This window comes from Rhizobium sp. FG113, from assembly GCF_057809895.1.
Genome location: NZ_JBMDKV010000017.1, coordinates 119,437 through 137,395, shown reverse-complemented (window position 1 = coordinate 137,395; position 17,959 = coordinate 119,437). Strand labels below are relative to the sequence as shown.

At 58.0% G+C, this 17,959-nt stretch carries 18 protein-coding genes and 1 pseudogene; 11 read left to right on the top strand and 8 right to left on the bottom strand.

Annotation, left to right across the window (positions count from 1 at the left end; genetic code table 11):
• Positions 1–62: 62 nt before the first annotated feature.
• From ACODTZ_RS28545 to ACODTZ_RS28535, 3 genes are all read right to left on the bottom strand, one after another.
• A complete protein-coding gene (locus ACODTZ_RS28545; RefSeq protein ID WP_125269948.1) occupies positions 63–524 on the bottom strand; it encodes a hypothetical protein in 462 nt (153 codons plus the stop codon).
• 10 nt (positions 525–534) lie between these two features.
• Positions 535–1,266 carry a hypothetical protein gene (locus ACODTZ_RS28540; protein ID WP_234797305.1) on the bottom strand — a complete coding sequence of 244 codons (732 nt, stop codon included), beginning with the start codon at positions 1,264–1,266 and terminating at the stop codon, positions 535–537.
• Between the two features lie 510 nt (positions 1,267–1,776).
• Positions 1,777–2,841 carry a helix-turn-helix domain-containing protein gene (locus ACODTZ_RS28535; RefSeq protein WP_062653253.1) on the bottom strand — a complete coding sequence of 355 codons (1,065 nt, stop codon included), beginning with the start codon at positions 2,839–2,841 and terminating at the stop codon, positions 1,777–1,779.
• A gap of 205 nt (positions 2,842–3,046) precedes the next feature.
• Between ACODTZ_RS28535 and ACODTZ_RS28530 the strand changes: the two genes are divergently transcribed.
• The 7 genes from ACODTZ_RS28530 to ACODTZ_RS28500 all read left to right on the top strand — a co-directional run bounded on the left by ACODTZ_RS28530 (position 3,047) and on the right by ACODTZ_RS28500 (position 9,371).
• The gene (locus tag ACODTZ_RS28530; protein ID WP_036589601.1) at positions 3,047–4,267 is read left to right on the top strand and encodes a nucleotidyltransferase domain-containing protein; all 1,221 of its coding nucleotides are present in this window, start codon (positions 3,047–3,049) and stop codon (positions 4,265–4,267) included.
• On the top strand, positions 4,264–5,973 hold the full coding sequence (locus ACODTZ_RS28525; RefSeq protein WP_062653229.1) for a ThiF family adenylyltransferase: 1,710 nt from the start codon (positions 4,264–4,266) through the stop codon (positions 5,971–5,973). Before ACODTZ_RS28530 ends, ACODTZ_RS28525 begins: the two co-directional genes overlap by 4 nt.
• Positions 5,970–6,431: a Mov34/MPN/PAD-1 family protein gene (locus ACODTZ_RS28520; RefSeq protein ID WP_107341216.1), complete on the top strand. Its 462-nt coding sequence runs from the start codon at positions 5,970–5,972 to the stop codon at positions 6,429–6,431. The genes ACODTZ_RS28525 and ACODTZ_RS28520 overlap by 4 nt, the downstream gene beginning before the upstream one ends.
• An 11-nt stretch (positions 6,432–6,442) precedes the next feature.
• Positions 6,443–7,564: an SAVED domain-containing protein gene (locus ACODTZ_RS28515; protein ID WP_072492868.1), complete on the top strand. Its 1,122-nt coding sequence runs from the start codon at positions 6,443–6,445 to the stop codon at positions 7,562–7,564.
• 71 nt (positions 7,565–7,635) lie between these two features.
• Positions 7,636–8,043, top strand: coding sequence for an IS66 family insertion sequence element accessory protein TnpB (tnpB, locus tag ACODTZ_RS28510; protein WP_107341217.1), 408 nt, complete (start codon positions 7,636–7,638; stop codon positions 8,041–8,043).
• A 13-nt stretch (positions 8,044–8,056) separates the two neighbouring features.
• A complete protein-coding gene (locus ACODTZ_RS28505) occupies positions 8,057–8,467 on the top strand; it encodes a DUF6088 family protein (protein WP_036589581.1) in 411 nt (136 codons plus the stop codon).
• The gene (locus ACODTZ_RS28500) at positions 8,457–9,371 is read left to right on the top strand and encodes a nucleotidyl transferase AbiEii/AbiGii toxin family protein (RefSeq protein ID WP_036589577.1); all 915 of its coding nucleotides are present in this window, start codon (positions 8,457–8,459) and stop codon (positions 9,369–9,371) included. The genes ACODTZ_RS28505 and ACODTZ_RS28500 overlap by 11 nt, the downstream gene beginning before the upstream one ends.
• A gap of 183 nt (positions 9,372–9,554) precedes the next feature.
• Here ACODTZ_RS28500 and ACODTZ_RS28495 read toward each other — a convergent pair whose 3' ends face one another.
• Entirely contained in the window at positions 9,555–10,442 is an 888-nt protein-coding gene (locus tag ACODTZ_RS28495; protein ID WP_036589575.1) for an NmrA/HSCARG family protein, read from the bottom strand.
• 99 nt (positions 10,443–10,541) lie between these two features.
• Between ACODTZ_RS28495 and ACODTZ_RS28490 the strand changes: the two genes are divergently transcribed.
• Positions 10,542–10,946, top strand: a complete 405-nt coding sequence (locus ACODTZ_RS28490; protein WP_036589573.1) for a winged helix-turn-helix transcriptional regulator — start codon at positions 10,542–10,544, stop codon at positions 10,944–10,946.
• Positions 10,947–12,320: 1,374 nt separating this feature from the next.
• On the opposite strand, the gene ACODTZ_RS28485 is transcribed toward ACODTZ_RS28490, so the two are convergent.
• Positions 12,321–12,644 carry a hypothetical protein gene (locus ACODTZ_RS28485; RefSeq protein ID WP_011982970.1) on the bottom strand — a complete coding sequence of 108 codons (324 nt, stop codon included), beginning with the start codon at positions 12,642–12,644 and terminating at the stop codon, positions 12,321–12,323.
• Positions 12,645–13,458: 814 nt separating this feature from the next.
• Here ACODTZ_RS28485 and ltrA point away from each other — a divergent pair.
• Complete coding sequence (ltrA, locus tag ACODTZ_RS28480; protein WP_036589594.1) at positions 13,459–14,916, top strand: group II intron reverse transcriptase/maturase; 1,458 nt, start codon at positions 13,459–13,461, stop codon at positions 14,914–14,916.
• Positions 14,917–15,221: 305 nt separating this feature from the next.
• Here the strand turns inward: ltrA and ACODTZ_RS28475 are convergent, their stop codons facing one another.
• The gene (locus ACODTZ_RS28475; protein WP_011982969.1) at positions 15,222–15,656 is read right to left on the bottom strand and encodes a DUF3846 domain-containing protein; all 435 of its coding nucleotides are present in this window, start codon (positions 15,654–15,656) and stop codon (positions 15,222–15,224) included.
• Between the two features lie 554 nt (positions 15,657–16,210).
• On the opposite strand from ACODTZ_RS28475, the gene ACODTZ_RS28470 reads away from it, so the two are divergent.
• The gene (locus ACODTZ_RS28470; RefSeq protein WP_234800337.1) at positions 16,211–16,666 is read left to right on the top strand and encodes a thermonuclease family protein; all 456 of its coding nucleotides are present in this window, start codon (positions 16,211–16,213) and stop codon (positions 16,664–16,666) included.
• A gap of 12 nt (positions 16,667–16,678) precedes the next feature.
• Positions 16,679–16,936: pseudogene (locus ACODTZ_RS28465) on the top strand (WGR domain-containing protein); the annotation flags it as partial.
• Between the two features lie 487 nt (positions 16,937–17,423).
• Here ACODTZ_RS28465 and ACODTZ_RS28460 read toward each other — a convergent pair.
• The gene (locus ACODTZ_RS28460; RefSeq protein ID WP_280637034.1) at positions 17,424–17,552 is read right to left on the bottom strand and encodes a hypothetical protein; all 129 of its coding nucleotides are present in this window, start codon (positions 17,550–17,552) and stop codon (positions 17,424–17,426) included.
• 18 nt (positions 17,553–17,570) lie between these two features.
• Positions 17,571–17,741, bottom strand: coding sequence for a hypothetical protein (locus ACODTZ_RS28455; RefSeq protein WP_011982966.1), 171 nt, complete (start codon positions 17,739–17,741; stop codon positions 17,571–17,573).
• Between the last annotated feature and the right edge of the window lie 218 nt (positions 17,742–17,959).

Below are 17,959 nucleotides of genomic sequence, written 5' to 3'. Positions count from 1 at the left end.
TATAACTGGAGTACAAGTTTTATCCCGAAGGTCGATATCGTCTTGAAAAATATTCCACAAAATCAATCGTGTAAGCGCGACCAACGATCCGGCTTCCATCGATACTCGATCTGGTCTCGATCGCCCAGGATGCGCGCCAAACGAACAGCGGTTCCACCCTTGACCAGCACCGAACCGGCATCGGCACCTGACTGCCCGTGAGAGATTCGGCATGTGAAATTGGGTAGTTCCCGTTGAACTCTCGAAACCGGCCAGCAGGCAGTGATCTGATAGCGAGAACCATCGAGGTTCGTCGCGAGGTCACGTGAGACCTGCTGTACCGGGCCGAGACGATGGCGCCCGAACTGTGTACCGTAGTCAAGTTGGCACTCGACGATATTGCTGGGATAGTGCCGGCAAGCGGTCAAACTAAGATAGGCATACGGTGCTGGCGGCAGCGGGCGTGAAGACTGGGCGTGCTGCCCGCATGCGGCCAATGGAATTGTTATGGCCAACGGCCAAAACAGCGTTTTGATGATTCGCACGGCGTAGCTCCTAAATCTGCTGCTGATATCCGGCATGTTCGAGGGCTTCGAGAAAGAGGTCCCGGGCAAGACCACAATAGGGCGACGAAGGCTGCGCCAGGTGCAGTTGGGTTAACACCAACCCGAGCGTTCCAATGGTGGCTGTCACCTCCATGAGATCATCATTGAGGCCATCGCGAAGCAATTCGTGGCCCTCTTGGCCTTTGACCACAAACGCATAGTCGTTTCGCGCAACACTGTGCCAAAGTTCAAGCGTGCCGGTTTCGCCGCTCTGGGTTTCGGTGTCGCAGATGAGCATCATCGCGTAGTCTGGAAGACGAAGGTCGCATTCCTCGATCGAGGTTCCACCACTAAACTCCGTGAGCGACACCGCAGATGAGAACAGTAGCAAACGTTCGTTGACCAGAAGCCGCCGTTGTCCGAGGCGCACAAAGCCGTTCATGACGCCCGAACGAATAACTTTTGGCGCGAGACTTTCCTCGCAGTGCTCGCAGACCTGCACCAACTGATCGTTCCTGAAAGAAAACGTGTTGTGGAAACGACCGAGAAGGAAGCGCTCGATATTGTCGGTGCGACCGCCGAGCGACTCGACGAATGCGAACGCACCAAACCGCGTCCAGGCTTGCTTGACATCACTCTCAGCCGATAGCCCTGCGATGCTTACCAGGCTGGATGGACCGGCCACGATTCCCGCGGTCCGCGTCTCCACACCGCAATGCGGGCAATCAATGCTGACTGGCACCCTGTACCATTCCTTCGTCAGAAGCGATCGGTGGCTTGTCAGTGGGAAACCCGCCTTGCTATTTTACTGGAAGAACTCGCAGAGATCAGTGCATAGCCGACGCTCGTCGCCTTGCTGCAAGAAAGAAATGTCATCGAACATGCTGAGAATACAGCGACAAAACTTGCACTTCAATACAAGTTTGTAGCAGTCATAATCGAAACGCTCAAGATGGGGAAGTCAGGTTTGGTGGTGGAACCGGCCCAAAGCAATCCGGTCGTGTTCCACTGAGATTCGCGGGTGTTGCGCCGACCGCCTTGGGGCTGGAGAATTACCGTTCGGACACATCCTCGACAGTTGCGCTTTCCGGCTAACGAGGCTCGCCCGACGGAGTTCGCCGGACGTCAATGTCTCGACCTTAAGCCCAAGCTGTACAGCAAATTCAAACGGCAGCAGAAACATTCCTTCCAGAACACTGGGTCGTTTCAGGTCGAACAGAACTAACGCATCGGAAACCAAAACGGACACCGTTCAAGCCGCCACCTGGTCCAGCCTCCGGTCGAGTTCGCGAACGGAAATACCAAGCAGTTCAGCAGCCCGCGTTTCGCCGATAACGCCCTCAGCTAGGGCGCGGAAGCACAGGCGCTCGAAGCGCCTGGGCTCTTCTACTTCAGGAGCCAAGCTTTCCGGCTCCTCATAGGGCGCATCGCGCCATCCTCTTTCTGAAAAGATCTTGAAGAGTCGTGTGCAAGCAGCCTGACTGATGATGCCGAGATCCTGACAACGGTATGCAAGCGCCTGGACGCTCACACCGAAACGTTTCTTCAAAGCAACCAGCTCTCCAATGCTGATCGACGATCGATGCGCGCCAACCTCTGCACGCAAAACATCGGCCGGCATCAGGAAAGCGCCAGCGAAGCGATGTGCGGCTTTTTCCTCGTCAACCCCGTCGCACGGCGCAATGACCATGTGCCCCAATTCATGTGCAAGGTTAAATCTTTTGCGCTCGGACCAGGTGCTGCGCTTGACGACAATCACTCGCGCAGCTTCGCGCTCCTTACGTCGAACCTTGGCGGCGAGCCCATCCACACTGTCGAGATCGAGTGATAAAACCTTTATTCCTCGTTCTTCAAGCAACTCTGCAAGCTGTGGAATCGGATCGTTGCCGAGACCCCAATCGTCGCGGACGGATCGGGCCGCATCCTCGGCATCGCGAACATCGGTGACTGGATGCGGCGCGCTCCGTGGCTGCTCCCACTCTACGCTCCGCAAATGAAGCAGGTCTTCAACGGCAAGATAGCGCTCTAGCATGTGGATGGCACGCGCCTCCAGCGTTGCTACTTCCTTGGAGGACGTTCCTACTTTTTTTCGGAAATCTACACCCTCCAGCGAAAGCTCATCGTCACTGAGAAGGTATTCTTCCGAGACGGCGAGGGCCTTGGCCAACGCCATCAGAATTCCAGAACTTGGCATGTCCTCGTTTCGTTCATATTTTCCAATGGCTTGCGCCGAAACGATCCGCTCCATGGCATCCGCAAGAGCGCGCAACGAGAATCCCGATGCCGATCGGGCAACCTTAAGCTTGTTTCCGATCATGATGGCCTCCTTGTAACTGTCAGTTTCCATAACGCTGGGCATAACTCACATCTGTAAACCAAGTTCCCTTGCAGGTTGAAGAATGCACTCCCATATCCGGAGCGCTGCGGCGTTTGGCCCACCTTTGTAAACCGGACAATAGGGCGCCGCGACTGCTGCCGCTATGGCGAGTTGCAGGCGGACAAGACGACAAATGGAGCTGGATATGGCGGGTACGGACGATCAGGTTGAGAGATTTCTTCAGGCGATGGCGGAGGAACTGGCCATTCCGGAATCCCGGTATGAGCAGGCGGAAAGAAGCTATAGGTCTCTCGGCGACTGGTTTCATCGGCCTGAAAGCACGGTTCGCAATTTTGATCCGACCGTTTACGTGCAGGGATCGTTTCGACTCGGAACCGCAATCCGGCCGATAAACGATTCCGAGGAGTATGACGTCGACTCGGTTTGCGAGCTCAAGAAGCTTGCGAAAGGTGACCTTACCCAGTTCGACCTGAAACAGCTTCTTGGTTTCGAAATCAAAGCCTATCATGATGCCAAAGGCATGACGAAGCCTGTGGAAGAGGGTAGACGCTGCTGGGTGCTTTCCTATGCCGACGGTGCGCAATTCCACATGGATATCGTGCCTGCCCTTCCTAACGGGATGGAACAGCGACTTCTCCTGGAGCGTGCCCATTTCGACGTACGTTGGGCAGATACTGCCATCGCCATCACCGACCGGGAAGTCCCGACCTACAGGCAGAAGACGTATGATTGGCCGCGCTCCAATCCTAAGGGGTACGGGGAATGGTTCAAGTCACGAATGGCCGTGGTCCTCGCGCGGCGGAAGCGGGAGCTGGTGGAATCGTTGCGCCAGCGAGGCGTGACGGCGAGCGTCGAGCAACTACCGGACTTCCGCGTACGCACACCGCTGCAAGCCGCGGTGATGATTTTGAAGCGGCATCGCGACAATATGTTCGCTCACGAGGCCGACTTGAAACCTATTTCCGTCATCATCACGACCCTGTCTGGCCACGCGTACGGTCAGGAGGACACCATTGCCGGCGCTCTCTTCTCCATCCTCAACGCAATGGATCGATATATCCAGCATGACGGGTCCAAATTCATCATTCCAAACCCGACCGACCCTTTCGAAAATTTTGCTGACAAGTGGGAAAAGAACCCGCGCAAGGCCGAGGCCTTCTTTCGATGGCTCAACCAAGCACGGGAAGACTTCGGTCGGGCTGCCCGTGCCGCGACGTTGCAGGGTATGAACGAGGCGGTGTCGGCCCGTATGGGCGCAGCATTGTCGGATCGTGCCACGCGCCGCATCGGCGGCGGCAGCGGGCTCCTGAGGGCGGCGTCGGTGGCTCCCATCGCGCCGGTCGCAGCGATTCCGTCTTTTGGAAATGCCGCTCGGGTTCCCACTACGCCGAAGGGATTTGCATGAGCTGGTGGCTTACCGACGTTGCCCGTGCGAAAGCCGAGCGAACTGCGATCGCGCAATTGTCTGAGCGCGATGGCTGGTTGTCGGGTATCTCCTGGCGGCTGGGAGATGATCTTCATCTGATCGTGGATTTCGACGTGCAACATGGCGCAGAGACGTTTGGTCTCTCCATGACATATCCGTCCACCTTTCCCGACACACCACCAATGGTGCAGCCCCGCGATGAACGGCGCCTTTCTTGGCATCAGTACGGCCCCGGCGGTGAGCTCTGCCTCGAGTTCAGGCCGGACAACTGGGCTCCTTCGATCACCGGCGCAATGATGGTTGAAAGCGCCCATCGTCTTCTGTCAGGAGAGCGGCCAGGCGAAAACGAGCCCGGTATCGTCCGCTCAGCGCATCAGGCATCAATCGGCAGGGAGACCCGTGGGGAGTTTACGCGCTTCATTCTTAACGACAGCGCCGCGACGGTTCTTGCAGCTTTGCCCGTTGATGTTCCGACAGCCATCACCGTCTGGGATCGGCTCGCCAAGCCAACCTGGGTCGCATCGCTCATGAGCGTAGGTGAAGGAGGGATTTTGTGGGCCCAGAATGCGCCGCAACCCTCGCACTCCTCGGTCGCAAATGGGTTCGTTATCCGGACAACGCGAAATGTTGACCGCTTCCGCCTAAGCCCCAAAGATTTCGCCGAAGTGATGCCGGTAGAGTTTCCAGACCTGCTGGCAAAACTTCCCAAGAACCCATTCGATGGTTTTGTGTTGCTTGGAAACGAGAACCATTGGGTCGCGCTAAATCTTTACCCCTATGAGGGCAAACAGAGTGTCTTTGGCTATAAGATAATTGTCGCCCCAAGCGTCTCCGGAAGGCTGCCTGCGGGTTACGCCAGCTTGGCCCAAAAGCGGATCGCAATCGTTGGCTGCGGTTCTGTGGGTTCAAAAATCGCAAGCACGCTCGCGCGATCTGGCGTAAGCAATTTCACGCTGGTCGATGACGATGTCTTCTTCCAGGCAAACCTTGTCAGGAATGATCTTGATGCGCAGGCAATCGGTCAACACAAGGTCGATGCGCTTGCAGCCCGCCTGCAGAATCTGGTGGCAAACGCAGACATTTCCGTTCGGCGGATTGCACTCGGTCAGCAGGAAAGTGCGGGGTCGACAGAGTCCGTTATGGAGGAGCTGGTCCAAGCCGACCTATTGGTCGACGCGACGGCAGACCCCCGTGCGTTCAACCTCGTTGCAGCCATTGCCCGTCGTCATAGCAAACCCATGGTCTGGTGTCAGGTCTTTGCGGGCGGAATCGGCGGCATCATTGCTAGGGTCCGCCCGGGGTTTGATCCGATCCCTACCGAAGCGCGCAGCCAAATCCGCGCATGGTGCGATAATCATAACGTGCCCTGGATCGCCGCAACCGAAACGGACTATGGGATCGAGCGAGATAACGCCCCACCGTTGATCGCCGATGACGCTGATGTCAGCGTGATTGCCAACCATGCGTCCAGGTTCATTCTGGATATTCTCACGCGCGAGCAAAGTGTCTTTCCTTGCTCTGCCTACGCGATCGGACTGGTGGCCGAATGGATTTTCCGTGCGCCCTTTGATACCTGGCCAATCGATCTTCGGCAGGAAGGTGACTGGGGTGGTACCCAGGAACTGGCTTCATCCGAAGAGCTCAAAGAGCTCCTTGCATCGCTGTTTCCGAAGGTGAATGCGTGATCAGGATCACACTCTCCAGGCAGATCCGTGATCGCATGAAGTTACCGTTGAGACGAGCCGGATTGCGTGAAATCGGCGGCATTCTCATGGGACAGGAGATTGCAAGCGGCCATTTCTCCGTTCTAGACTTCTCGGTGGACGAAGCGTCAGGAGCCAATGCCCACTTTGTGCGTGATGCTGATCATCACCGCCATGCGCTGGATGCGTTTTTCGACCGAACAGGTCACAATTATCAAGCATTCAACTACTTGGGCGAATGGCATTCCCATCCAAGTTTCTCGGTTCGGCCAAGCCTCACTGACGTGCGCTCCATGCAGGAACTGGTTGATGGTGAAAGAGATATCGGTTTTGCCGTGCTCCTGATTGTGAAGCTTGGGTTCTGGGGCCGTTTCAATGCATCAGCGAGCCTGCACCGGCGTGCACTCCCGCCTGAAATGATCGACCTGCGCGCAAATTGAGGGGCATCGCGATGAACTGGAATACACTAGATTTTGTTGTTCGATCTTTGGTCTCGTGGTTCGTGCGAGCCCGTCATGCTGAAAGCTGGATTTTCCGCGGAGCCGTTGCGGTCTTGGTTGCAATCCACGGGGTAAACTGGGTCTTCAAATATTCCGGTACCATCGGAGGTGAGCCCGGATCGATAGAGTTCGGGACGGCAGGTGCTGTGCCCGATAGTATTCTCTGGATCATCACGGTCGTCTGCATCACCCTTATGCTGGGATCGGCCGTGTGGGCCTGGATACGTTATGCGAAGGAGCAACAGCGTCTTGCGCGAAAAAAAGTCTTTGTCATCGAGGGGAGAGGTTTGCGCGATGATGATGGATCATCGCTCAAATCCGCCGTACCCGAAAGCATCACGGGCACGCGTATCGACTACATGCTCGATCTGCGGCAGCGCAAGGATGGTATGATCGTCGAGCCGGAAGATCTCCTTCCACCTGTTGCCGCAATGAAAACCTGGGTCCATCAGGCGCAGAAGGGCAACGAACGTAGCGACCTGACAACAGTCTATGGCGGCCTGACGGCCGTCCCATTGACCTTTTTGACCGGTCTGCTTCTGGACGACGAAGGCGATATTGTCGTCATGGATTGGGATCGGGTTGCAAGCCGTTGGCGCCTGCTTGACGGTCAAGACGATGCATCGCGTTTTGAAATTACCGGTTTGGAACAGGTCGGGGCACAGCGGGAAGTCGTTCTCGCGATCTCGGCTTCGTATATGGTGAAAACCGAGGATCTCGCAACGACGTTTAACTGCCCGATTGTCAGGATGACATTGCCTGACCTGCAATCATCTCATTGGTCTCAGGCGAGGCAGTCAGCGCTGGCCGATCAGTTCCTCGGCGTCTTGAAACAGCTCGATGCAAAAGGCGTGGAGCAAGTCCATCTGGTTCTGGCAGCCCAGAACAGTGTCGTGTTCAATCTCGCTCGTCGATATGACAAGCGAAATCTACCGAGGGTCGCTGTCTATCAGTTTGAACGTTCCCAGGAACGGCGATACCCGTGGGGAATCGAGATGCCTGTTGCCGGGGTAAATGTTGCCCATGTGATTCAGACGGATGAAGGCGCTGCGAGATTTCCGGAACGAACGTAAGGGTGAGCCTCGAGGACAGCTGGGATATGGCGAACGCCTGAGCGTATGGTGCATTTGAGAAGTGTTAGCTCATTTTCGGACCGGGCACTGATCTCAAGGCCAACCTCCATCAGGAGCCGGTCGAGTTTCGCGCGGGGATCAACAGTCTCGTGGTCCCGATGCAAGACGTGATGGAAATGGACCGCTTGCCCATCATTCGAGCGTTCAGCAATCGCCAGCGTGACCGCTTGAAACTTTTGTTCTTTGAACGGTGTTGTATCGCAACCGATGCTATGGTGGTTCAGCCTGCAACAGCCGTGGATGCGCATCGAAAATCGCAGACGTCCCGTTGCTCGCCGACAAGCTTGTCCGAAGCCAGTACCCTGGCTTTTGCCTGTTTGTTTTCTTCGGCACATCTTTTCCAGAAGCGAGTATCACGTAATGGGACAAGGTTGCCATGTGTCGGGTTTTTGCATATATTCAGTGTCGGGTTTTTGTAACGGGAAGCCGATCATGGATCAGACATTGAAGCAACGGATCAGGACAAGAGTTAGCCGGACGAAGAAGACCGACGTCTTCATTCCGCGCGATTTTGCTGACCTGAGCGGCGACGATCAGGTTCTTCGGGCCCTGAGAGCATTGGTAAAGGATGGCGCACTCATACGCCTGGGCTATGGTGTCTATGCCCGGGCCGTACGGTCACGGCTGTCGGGGCGGGTTATGGTCTCCAGTTCAAACGGGTTTCACGGTGCTGCCCTCCAGGCCCTGAACAAACTCGGGGTCCCTTGGGAGCAAGGTGACAGCACCCAGGCCTATAATAGGGGGCAGTCCACCCAGGTCCCGGTTAATCTTACCGTCAAGGTCGGGAAACGTTTCAGCCGCCGGCTATCCGACGGCCGTACGGAGCTTCGCGTTGAGCGATAAGCCGGACCTGCAGACGCTGCTCGAGGTGCAGGACTACTTCGCCCTGCCCTCGACGGCCCTCGTCGAAAAGGACTGGTTCGTCGTGCGTGCCCTCGCGGCGATCCACGACGTAGAGGTCGACGGACTGACGTTGGCTTTCGGTGGCGGGACGGCGCTCGGCCGGGCATATCGTCTGCTCGAACGCATGTCAGAAGACATAGACTTGCGCATCGTAGGGGAAAATGCAGGTGAGCGCGGGTCCCTCAAGCGTATGAGACGTGCGGTAAGCAAACGTCTGCAAGACGCCGGCTTCACGGTCGAGGGCCACGTGCGGGTACTCCAGAACGGCTCTTATGTGCGATACGACCTGCCCTACGAGCCGATCGCCAAGGGCGAGGGTGTCCTACGCCCGGAGATCAAGATCGAAATCGCGGCATTTCCGATCTGCACGGCCCCGGAGTTGTGTTCGGTCACCTCATTCGTCGGAGAAGCCACCGGTCGGCCGGCCGAGGCCAACGATGTTAAATGCGTTCGTCTGGTGGAAACGGCTGCCGACAAGTTCGTCGCGCTCGGGCGCCGGGCAGGTTTTGCTTTTGCCGGGCACGAGCCGCTAGACCATACGCTGGTCCGTCATGTCTATGACATTTCACGCATGGATGGTACGTACGACCTTGATACAGCAGTTGCGATTGCATTGGATACCATGGTGACCGAGTCAAAAAGTGACCGGGCGGACAAATATCCGGACTACAAGTCAGATCCTCGCGCTGAGACGCTCAAGACGTTCGAGATAATGGCGACGCATGCTGAATTCGCTGCGCACTACGAAAAGCTCATGGGCGACATGGTATACGGCGCGCGGCCAAGTTTCGCGGAGGCCTTCACCGTTGTAGAACGCTTTGCGCAGAAAGTCCGCGAAGCCTAAGGGCGGTTTCGCCGATGAAGACTGGAACATTGACCGGAAACGCAGACCCCATCGACAGCCGCCCTGCTAGGCCGGTGTTGCTAACGGGTCACCCGACCTAAAATGGCAGCAATAGGGTCGCAAGCTACCTGACAAGCCTGTCCCCGTTGATGCTTGATTGCGATTCTTGAGGCTTGCGCAGTTTCACGAGGCTGATACCGACAAAGCTGCATCGAGCGACCTGCGCCCACTGCGCGCAAGCCAGGACCTGAAAGTCAGCAGGTCGGGGTTGATTTCGCGCATGAGTTCCAGATCGACCTGCTCGGCGAGCGGCCCGTCTTCCAGACTCTCCGCCATATGGGCGAGATCAGCGTTTGCAGCCAGAACATCTTCCGGAAACCGTTCGTAGGCTATCGGACGACCAATTGCTTCGCTGAGTATGACCGCAAGCTCGCGCCCGGTCAGGCGGTCGCTGGCGATCTTAAGTGTTGCGCCGCCAAAGCGGGACTTGTCGGCAAGCACGGCAGCGACAAACCTGCCGATGTCTTCCACGGCGGTAAGCTGAATGGAATGGTCGGATCGGATCAGGGACACCAGCCGGCCCTCATCCAGACCGAAGCCAGGTCGCACCAGCATTTCCATGAAAATCATCGGCCGGATGATGGTCGTAGTCATGTCGAGCTGTCGAATATGGGCTTCGATACGAGGCTTGGCGTCGAAACGCGGAACGCCTGTCAGTTCATTCCCCACGCTGGCGCCTGAGGAATAAACAAAATGGTTGACGCCGGTTTCAGCAGCGATATCCGCAATCGATATACCATGACGGACTTCGTCTTCGGCAGCCAGGCTGGCTGGCAGTACGCTAAAGACACCGTAAGCGTCTTTCATCGCTGTGCGGACTACTTTGGTCTCTTCAAATGAACCCTGCACAAGCTCGACACCTGAATTCCGCAATTGCAGCGATGCAGCTTTGGTGGAGTCCGGAACGAGTGCGCGAACAGGCCATCCCGCCTTCAACAAGGCTTTGGCGACAGATCCGCCTTGCCTTCCGGTAGCGCCGAAAACCAGAATGGGGTGCTTGCTATTGGTCACTTGAAACCCTCGCGTTAAAACAAGGGCCATCTATATATACGAATGTAATTCTGCCGGAAGACGGCACATTTTTCAGCATCAGGCACAAGGACGATACCCTTGGATATACAGATCGATGCCGGTCCATCGCGCGGATCAGAAAACGACAGACACTTCAGACCCATACCGTCAAACGGGGTCTGCAGCCTGCTGAGTGACAAATGGACTCTGCCAGTTCTTTGGCGTCTTTCTGTCGCGGAAGATCATCGGCTCCGCTTTTCGACATTGAGAAAAGAGGTCGGTGAGATCACCCAGCGCATGCTGACGCTCACGCTGCGAAATCTCGAGCGCGACGGATTTGTTGTACGTCACTATTTTCCCGAAGTGCCGCCGCGTGTCGAATACGAACTGACAGAGATCGCCCATGGAGCTTTGCGCGCCCTCGACGGATTTAACTTCTGGGTCCACGACAATCTGGACACCATCAAGGCGCGCCGGAGCACTTACGACCGGGCAGAGTCTTAGATCAGATCCCCGAGAAGAGCTGAGGTGGAGAGGCCGCTCCAGGTAACCGTTTCGCCAGGCCCGCTTTCCGCGTTATTGGTTCCGCGCTCAACGGCTACGTTCAAGGTCGCAAGCCCCATTTTGTGATCTGTTGTTGTCGATCGTGCCCACGGGGATGTTTGGGCCTGTCGTATCAAAACGACGGTTCGCTCATTGACCTATTTGCCGATTGGAGCATTCGCCGGTTTGCACAATGACAGAACAACCAGTTGGCGGACTCACCTCTTCGCCCAACCGGTGTTTCACCGCTTCACCGCTTCACCGTTTCACCGCTTCGCGTCTTCGCTGATTCACCGATTCTCCGGTTGGCCTGAACACCGATTCGCTCATTCACCGACTTGCCCAATCACGGATTCGCCTGGTCGCGCATCCGCCGGTTCACCGCGTTACCTATTCGGTGAATATGCATTGTGTCATTTCGCCGATACGCTTCTTTGCCGATCTGCCGATGTACCTATTCAGCCAAGCACCGAGCCACTCATTCGCTTATTTGCCGATGCACTCACTCGGCGAAGCACTCATTAACACCATCGCTCAGCCGCGGATTCGCTGAACCACCCGCCCACTTATTCGCTTATTCACTTAACCGCACAATCGCCGATCACCGGAATTACGGGATATCTTCAGCCGGATGAAGGCTCCGGGAACCCCTCAAAACAGGCGGAACCGCCCTCCTCACTTCCGGCCGTACATCGATCGCTCGCGCCCGTCGTTTTTGCCCAACTCTGGCAAAAATTGCAGATCACGGAGATGCCCGGTCGCCCAGGCGACCATCGCCCCTCGGGCGAAACGGCTATTGGTATACCAATAGCCTATCCTGCCATCTCTCACCACCATGTCCAGCCCACGTGCCCGACCCGCCAATGCTGTTGCGAGTCGTCAGACGATGCAACAGCGATCACAGGTGTATCGCCTGTGATCCGCGGAGGAGGAATAGCGCGTGGGCCGGACATGGTGGTGAGAGATGCTGAAGTGAGCCGCCGTCGGGAGCAGTCGGGATGCCCGTGACCGCAGGGAGCGGACATCGATGACATGCGAACGACTGGGCGGCGAACGCACCGCAGGAGAGGAGGATCGTCTGGAGCGGATGCCCGAAGCATGAGGGCGCAGCGCAGGACGATCCTCCTCTCCGTATTGTTTGGGGAAGTCGCGGCAGCGTCCGTTTACCGGCCCGGGAGGCCGGGCGGGGCCTGCCCCGCACCGCAGGGAGAGGGGAGTTTGAGGGGAGAGGCGGCAAGTCTCGCCCCTCAAGACCGCGCGCAGGCTCGATGCCGGCAAGCGGTCAGGACCACGCGGAAAAGACGAGAGGCGACCGTGCCGCCTCTCGTCTTCATATCAGTCGGTCCCCAGTTCGCGGATCACGGCGGCGACAGGCCAGTCGCCGAAATGGGTCCGGCGCTGGGCAACGAGGATGTCGACGGCCGTCTCATTGGCTTCGATGGCTCGGATTGCCTCATCCATATCGTCATAGGGGCCGAGATTTTCGACCGGCTCATAGTCGCCATAGTCTTCGTCCCAGCTGCCGGCAATGTATTGCGGCGCGTTTTTGACACGGATCAGTGCCCGTTCTGCCTCGCGGATGAGACGGAACCCCTCGGTGCGCTGCCGCCAGTATTCCGGGCTTCCACCATCGATGTATTTGATCTTGCGCTGTGTCATAGGAAGTCTCCTTTCGTTTTCTGACGGAAGGAGTCCGCACGATAGCCGCGAGGGGTCAGGGATCGCGGAACGCGGCCGCCGGAGGCGGCAAGCGGGGGAGCCGATTTTCTGACGACGCCCAAAGGCGGCGCCTGAAAATTGGGGGAACCGCGCAGTCCTTGACGCCGGAGTGGCGGGTGCAAAATGGGAAGTCAGGTGCGACCTGGAAAGTCGCATAAGTTTCTGTTTTACAGGAGGAATTCGAGAGATGAACTAACTGATAAAACCGGTTGTTCCATCAACCGTTCCCTACCCGGACATGCGGAGTTGGCAACGACTCGGTGTGAAGCTTCGGGAACAATGTAGCCACCGGGCATCCGGTACACTAAGCCGTGAGGCAACGTGGAATCTGCCAGCACGAGGGCGGTGAGGCGCTAGGGACGAGCGGCAACGATCAACATATGTGAACCTCTGATAAACGTCGTAACCATTGACAAGCCAAACGTGCTGACAGGCTTGACCAAAAGGTATGCAGCAAGGTGTGGTCTCTTCTGACGTGAGCCACCATGGACGATGTGCTGCCGGCGAATAGGAGGGATCCGACCCGCTCAGAGACTTATGTGGAACAGGGTAAGCCCGTAGCGCTGCCGGAAACGGCAGGCGAACCGTAAGGAACGCTGTTGGCGCTGCGGGTAAAGGAAAGCGGAGAAAGCGAAAGCCCGGCTGTAATTGTCGGGATACGGGCTGCAACATCGCCCGACACGAAAGTGGGCAGACTTCCGCTCGGTCATTCATGGCGAGAGAGCATGACAAATCGCTGGACGAGGAAAAGCAGATGACGGCTACCGATGCGAAAACATCGATGGCTGGTGCGTCCTCGCACGAGGCTCAGATGTGGGATCAGGCGAACTGGCTCCACATTGAGGCAACCGTGGAGCGACTTCAAGTACGTATCGCCAAGGCCACTCGCGAAGGCAGATGGGGCAAGGTGAAAGCCCTGCAACGTCTGCTGACCCGCTCGCACAGCGGCAAGATGCTTGCTGTGAAGCGGGTGACGGAAAATCGTGGTAAGAATACGCCGGGGGTGGATGGAGCAATCTGGTCAACCCCGGCGGCCAGATGGAAGGGAATGACGACGCTACAGCACCGTGGTTATCGAACGATGCCACTACGCCGCGTCTATATCCCGAAAAGCAACGGCAAGAAGCGCCCGCTCGGGATTCCCTGCATGCGGTGCAGGGCGATGCAGTCCTTATGGAAGCTCGCTCTGGAACCCGTGGCAGAGAGTCGGGCGGACCCGAACTCCTATGGATTTCGGCCCAGACGCTCGACAGCCGACGCCATCGGCAAGTGCTTCATCTCGTTGGCGAGACACGTTTCGCCAGCGTGGATTCTGGAGGGTGATATCCGTGGCTGTTTTGACGAAATTAGCCACGATTACATCCTCAAGCATATACCGATGGACAAGGGTGTCCTGCGAAAGTGGCTTCAAGCCGGATATATCGAAGAGGAAACCCTGTTCGAGACGACGGCGGGAACTCCCCAAGGCGGGGTAATCTCGCCGACGATCGCGAACATGGTGCTGGATGGGCTCGAAGCAGCGGCACACGCAAGTGCGGGTTCTACGAAACGCGCGCGCGAGAAAGCCTGCCTAAACGTCATCCGCTATGCGGATGATTTTGTCATCACCGGCATTTCCAAAGAAATACTGGAGGACAAGGTCATGCCTGCGGTCAGGAAGTTTCTGGCCGCTCGGGGTCTGGAACTCTCGGAAGAGAAGACCAAAATAACGCATATAGCGGAGGGTTTCGATTTTCTGGGCCAGAACGTACGCAAGTACAACGGCAAGCTCCTGATAAAGCCGTCCAAGAAGAGCGTTAAATCGCTTCTCGACAAGGTCCGGAAGGTCATAAAAGGCAACGCCACCGCTACGCAGGCGTCATTGATACACAAGCTCAACCCCATCATTCGAGGATGGGCCATGTATCATCGTCATGTCGTGGCAAAGGCAACCTTCTCTTTGGTGGATGACCGCATCTGGCGAATGCTTCGGAAATGGGCGTGCCGAAGGCACCCCAATAAGGGAGCACGATGGGTGCAGAGCAAGTACTACCGGATTTATGGAAACCGGAACGGGGAATTTGGCACGGAAGACACCAAATATCGGTTATTCCGCGCAGCGACGGTCTCAATTAGGAGACACATCAAAATCCGCGCTCCGGCCAGCCCATTCGATCCAGTGTGGCACGAGTACTTCGCCCATCGTCGAGCCACGAAATCAGCCGTCGAGTGACCGGGTGCCACGGCATGGTGCTGAAGAATGGCTTGAGCCGGGTACGGGGCGATCCGTACGCCCGGTTCTGAGGGGGCAGCGGGGCAGCAATGCCCCGCTGCTACCCGACAGAAGAAGAGCCCACGGCGCCAGGGGCGCCGTGTCCGTGTTGAGGGAGAGTGTGAGAGGGCTAGGCCCTCTTGCCGCCGGGCGGGCCGGTCGATCCGGACCACCCGGCGAAGGTGCGATGACAGACCCATCCGTCGGGTCCTTAGCGCGTCGTATCGGGTGAGCGGGGACGGGATTGCCGCCCCCTTCTGTCGCCCTCACACCGTGGCGATGACGGCCGGATTGGCGGCCTTCAGCGTGGCGGTAAAACCGCTGACGCGGCTGCCGAATACATGCGGTCCGCTGATTGCCTCGAAAGTCGGTGACAGGACCGGGAACCGGATCGTCAGGATGGCGGCAAAATCCTCGATGGGCCGCTGCGGTGAAACGGTTTCGCCAAACTGGTCGGTACCGACGATCAGGAGATTGCCGGCCAGCGGACTTGCATAATCCGCCACCTCGGTGAAGCATGGGATCTCGTCCATCAGCCCGTTGTCGTCAACGATGATGCAATGGTTCCGGTCGATCCTCACCATGTCGATGAGGTTGCATCCGATATGACGGCGAATGTCGGCAAGGCTGTTTGCCGGATCGATCGTCACCATACGGATGCTGCGGGTTTCGACTTCGACAAGATAGGCGTTGAGGGTCATTTTGAAGCTCCTTCGGTTCGCGAAGCGAAGGGCCTTTCGTCAGGAAGCAGGCCCCGCTCCTGCTTCCCGAGCGCGCGCGGAGCGGCGGGTGAGAGGGGGGCAAGGCGCAGGCGCCGGAGGGGGATCACCCGTCCTGCACAAGCCGGCGCGGAAGGACGGGGAGACCGGCGACTGGACCTTGCTGGGGAGAGAGGGCGGCGCCCTCTTTTCCCGATCAGACCGGAATGGATCGCCAAAGGCGATTTCCGTCGGCGCAGCCGAGGGAGAGGATCGTCACCGGCATCGGCGGAGACCGCTTGCGGGCTCCGTTCGCGCAGCGAATAGAGCCGTCCGCGTAGCGGCTCGCCCTCAATCCCCTTTCACTCCGCAAATATTCGGATAAGGCGGGAAACGAAACAGATTGCGAGGAACGGCAGGCATTGAAGAAGATCGTCAAGCTCGATGACGAGCGAAGCAAACGAACCGACAAGCGGAAACCAGCCGCCACGGCTGAACGAAGACCGCCGAAACGGCCGAGGTGGAAACGCAGCCGTATCCGACCCAGCAGCATCGTATTGGCGACCATCATCGCTTTGGTGGTGTTTGGCGGTTATCTTGTCGCAACGCAGGACATCATCGTTGATCTCGGGCCGCCGATGTCTGCACGGGCAAACGCTCCGGTTTCGGTTCGCTTCGATATCTGTCCGAATGGACCGCATCGCGACTGCGTGGTCGACGGCGACACGTTCTGGCTTGGTGATCAGAAGATCAGGATTGCGGATATCGACACGCCGGAACTCAGCCCGCCGCGGTGTGAGGCGGAGAGGATCAAGGGCGAGGCGGCGAAGACACGTTTGCTCGACCTCCTCAATGACGGGGCATTCTCGCTTGTGGCGGGTGATCGGGACGAGGACAGGTATGGCCGGAAGTTGCGCAGGGTTGTCCGCGACGGGCAGTCCATCGGCGACATTCTGGTTGCTGAAGGTCTGGCGCGGCGCTGGGACGGCGCACGGCATCCCTGGTGCGATTGATCCATCACCGAGATGAATCGGTCGGGCCTGACCGATTCAAATCTCTGGTTGGACGCAGAATCGGCAATCGACGATTCTGTCGTCATGATTGCCCAGCCCTATCAGCTTTATATCGAACGCAGGGACGTCTCGATGAACATGGCTCGTTATTATGCCATGGATATCTCGGAGACCCTGTTTGGAGAGACCCGGCTGACGCGCCGCTGGGGACGCATCGGCGCGCGCGGCCAGTCGAAGGCGCATATCTTCCAGCGTGAAGAGGAGGCGGTGCTGCTGTTTCTCGATCTCGTTCGCCAGAAGCGGACACGCGGCTATCGCCCGGCGGGACGTCAGGTGGAACGAGGCCCGCGCGAGCAGGCCTCGACTGGTGCCTTATCGGCGCCGGTCCCAGTCCGTCTCGAAGGCGATCTCGATCTCGACGAAGAACGGGATCTTGATTGCGAGCTTGAGGCCGAGTTTGCCTTTGCGGAAGAAATGGCCGGCGACTTTGCCGAGTGCGCGCAGCCGGCGACCGGTGGCGGTGAGGAATTGGGCGAGTTGGCGCATGATGTTTACTCCTTTCGATAACGTGTCATTGCGGGGATAGGCCGCGGCCCGGAAAGGCGTGCTGCACCCGAAAGGGCCGCAGCGTATGCGGAGGACCTGCCGGCGACGGAATTTTGAAGCGCGAGGAGCCGAAGGCGGGGAAAACTCCGTTGCCGGCAGGTTGCAGTGCAACGACCGGGCTGCAACATCCCCGATGCCGATGACAGGGGATCTAAAGGAACGACGCGGCAACCTTCCCGATCTCTTCCGGTGGGATGCAGGCTGCGGTATTGGTGTGGTCGGTGGCGAAGCGAAGCGTCGGGCCCTGGCCGCCGGTCGATCCGGCGGGCTGGGCCGGCAACTGCGGCAGAAGCCTCCGTCAGAACGGAGGCTCCGAGGAATGGCTGCCGTCCTGTTCGGCAAGCGCGGCGGCCAGCTCAGCCTGGGCGAGTTCGAGCTCGGCCTTGATCTGGCGGCGCTCTGCGGCATCGACTACGGCCCGCATCTCGGCGCGCAACTCTTCAACCTGGATTTCGAGGGCATAGGTCATCGTCGTCTCCTTGACGTTTGTGAAAGACGGGGACCAGCGGCGTGAGGGGATGGCGGGGTCAAGGATCGCGGCACGCGACCGGCGAAGCCGGCGTATGGGGGAGCCGATTTGCGGAACCTGCCCGGCAGGGCGGGCGGAGCAAATTGGGGGAACCATGCGTCCTTGAGGCCGTCATTTCCGAACGGCACAATGGGACGATCTGAGCAGACCCCACCTCT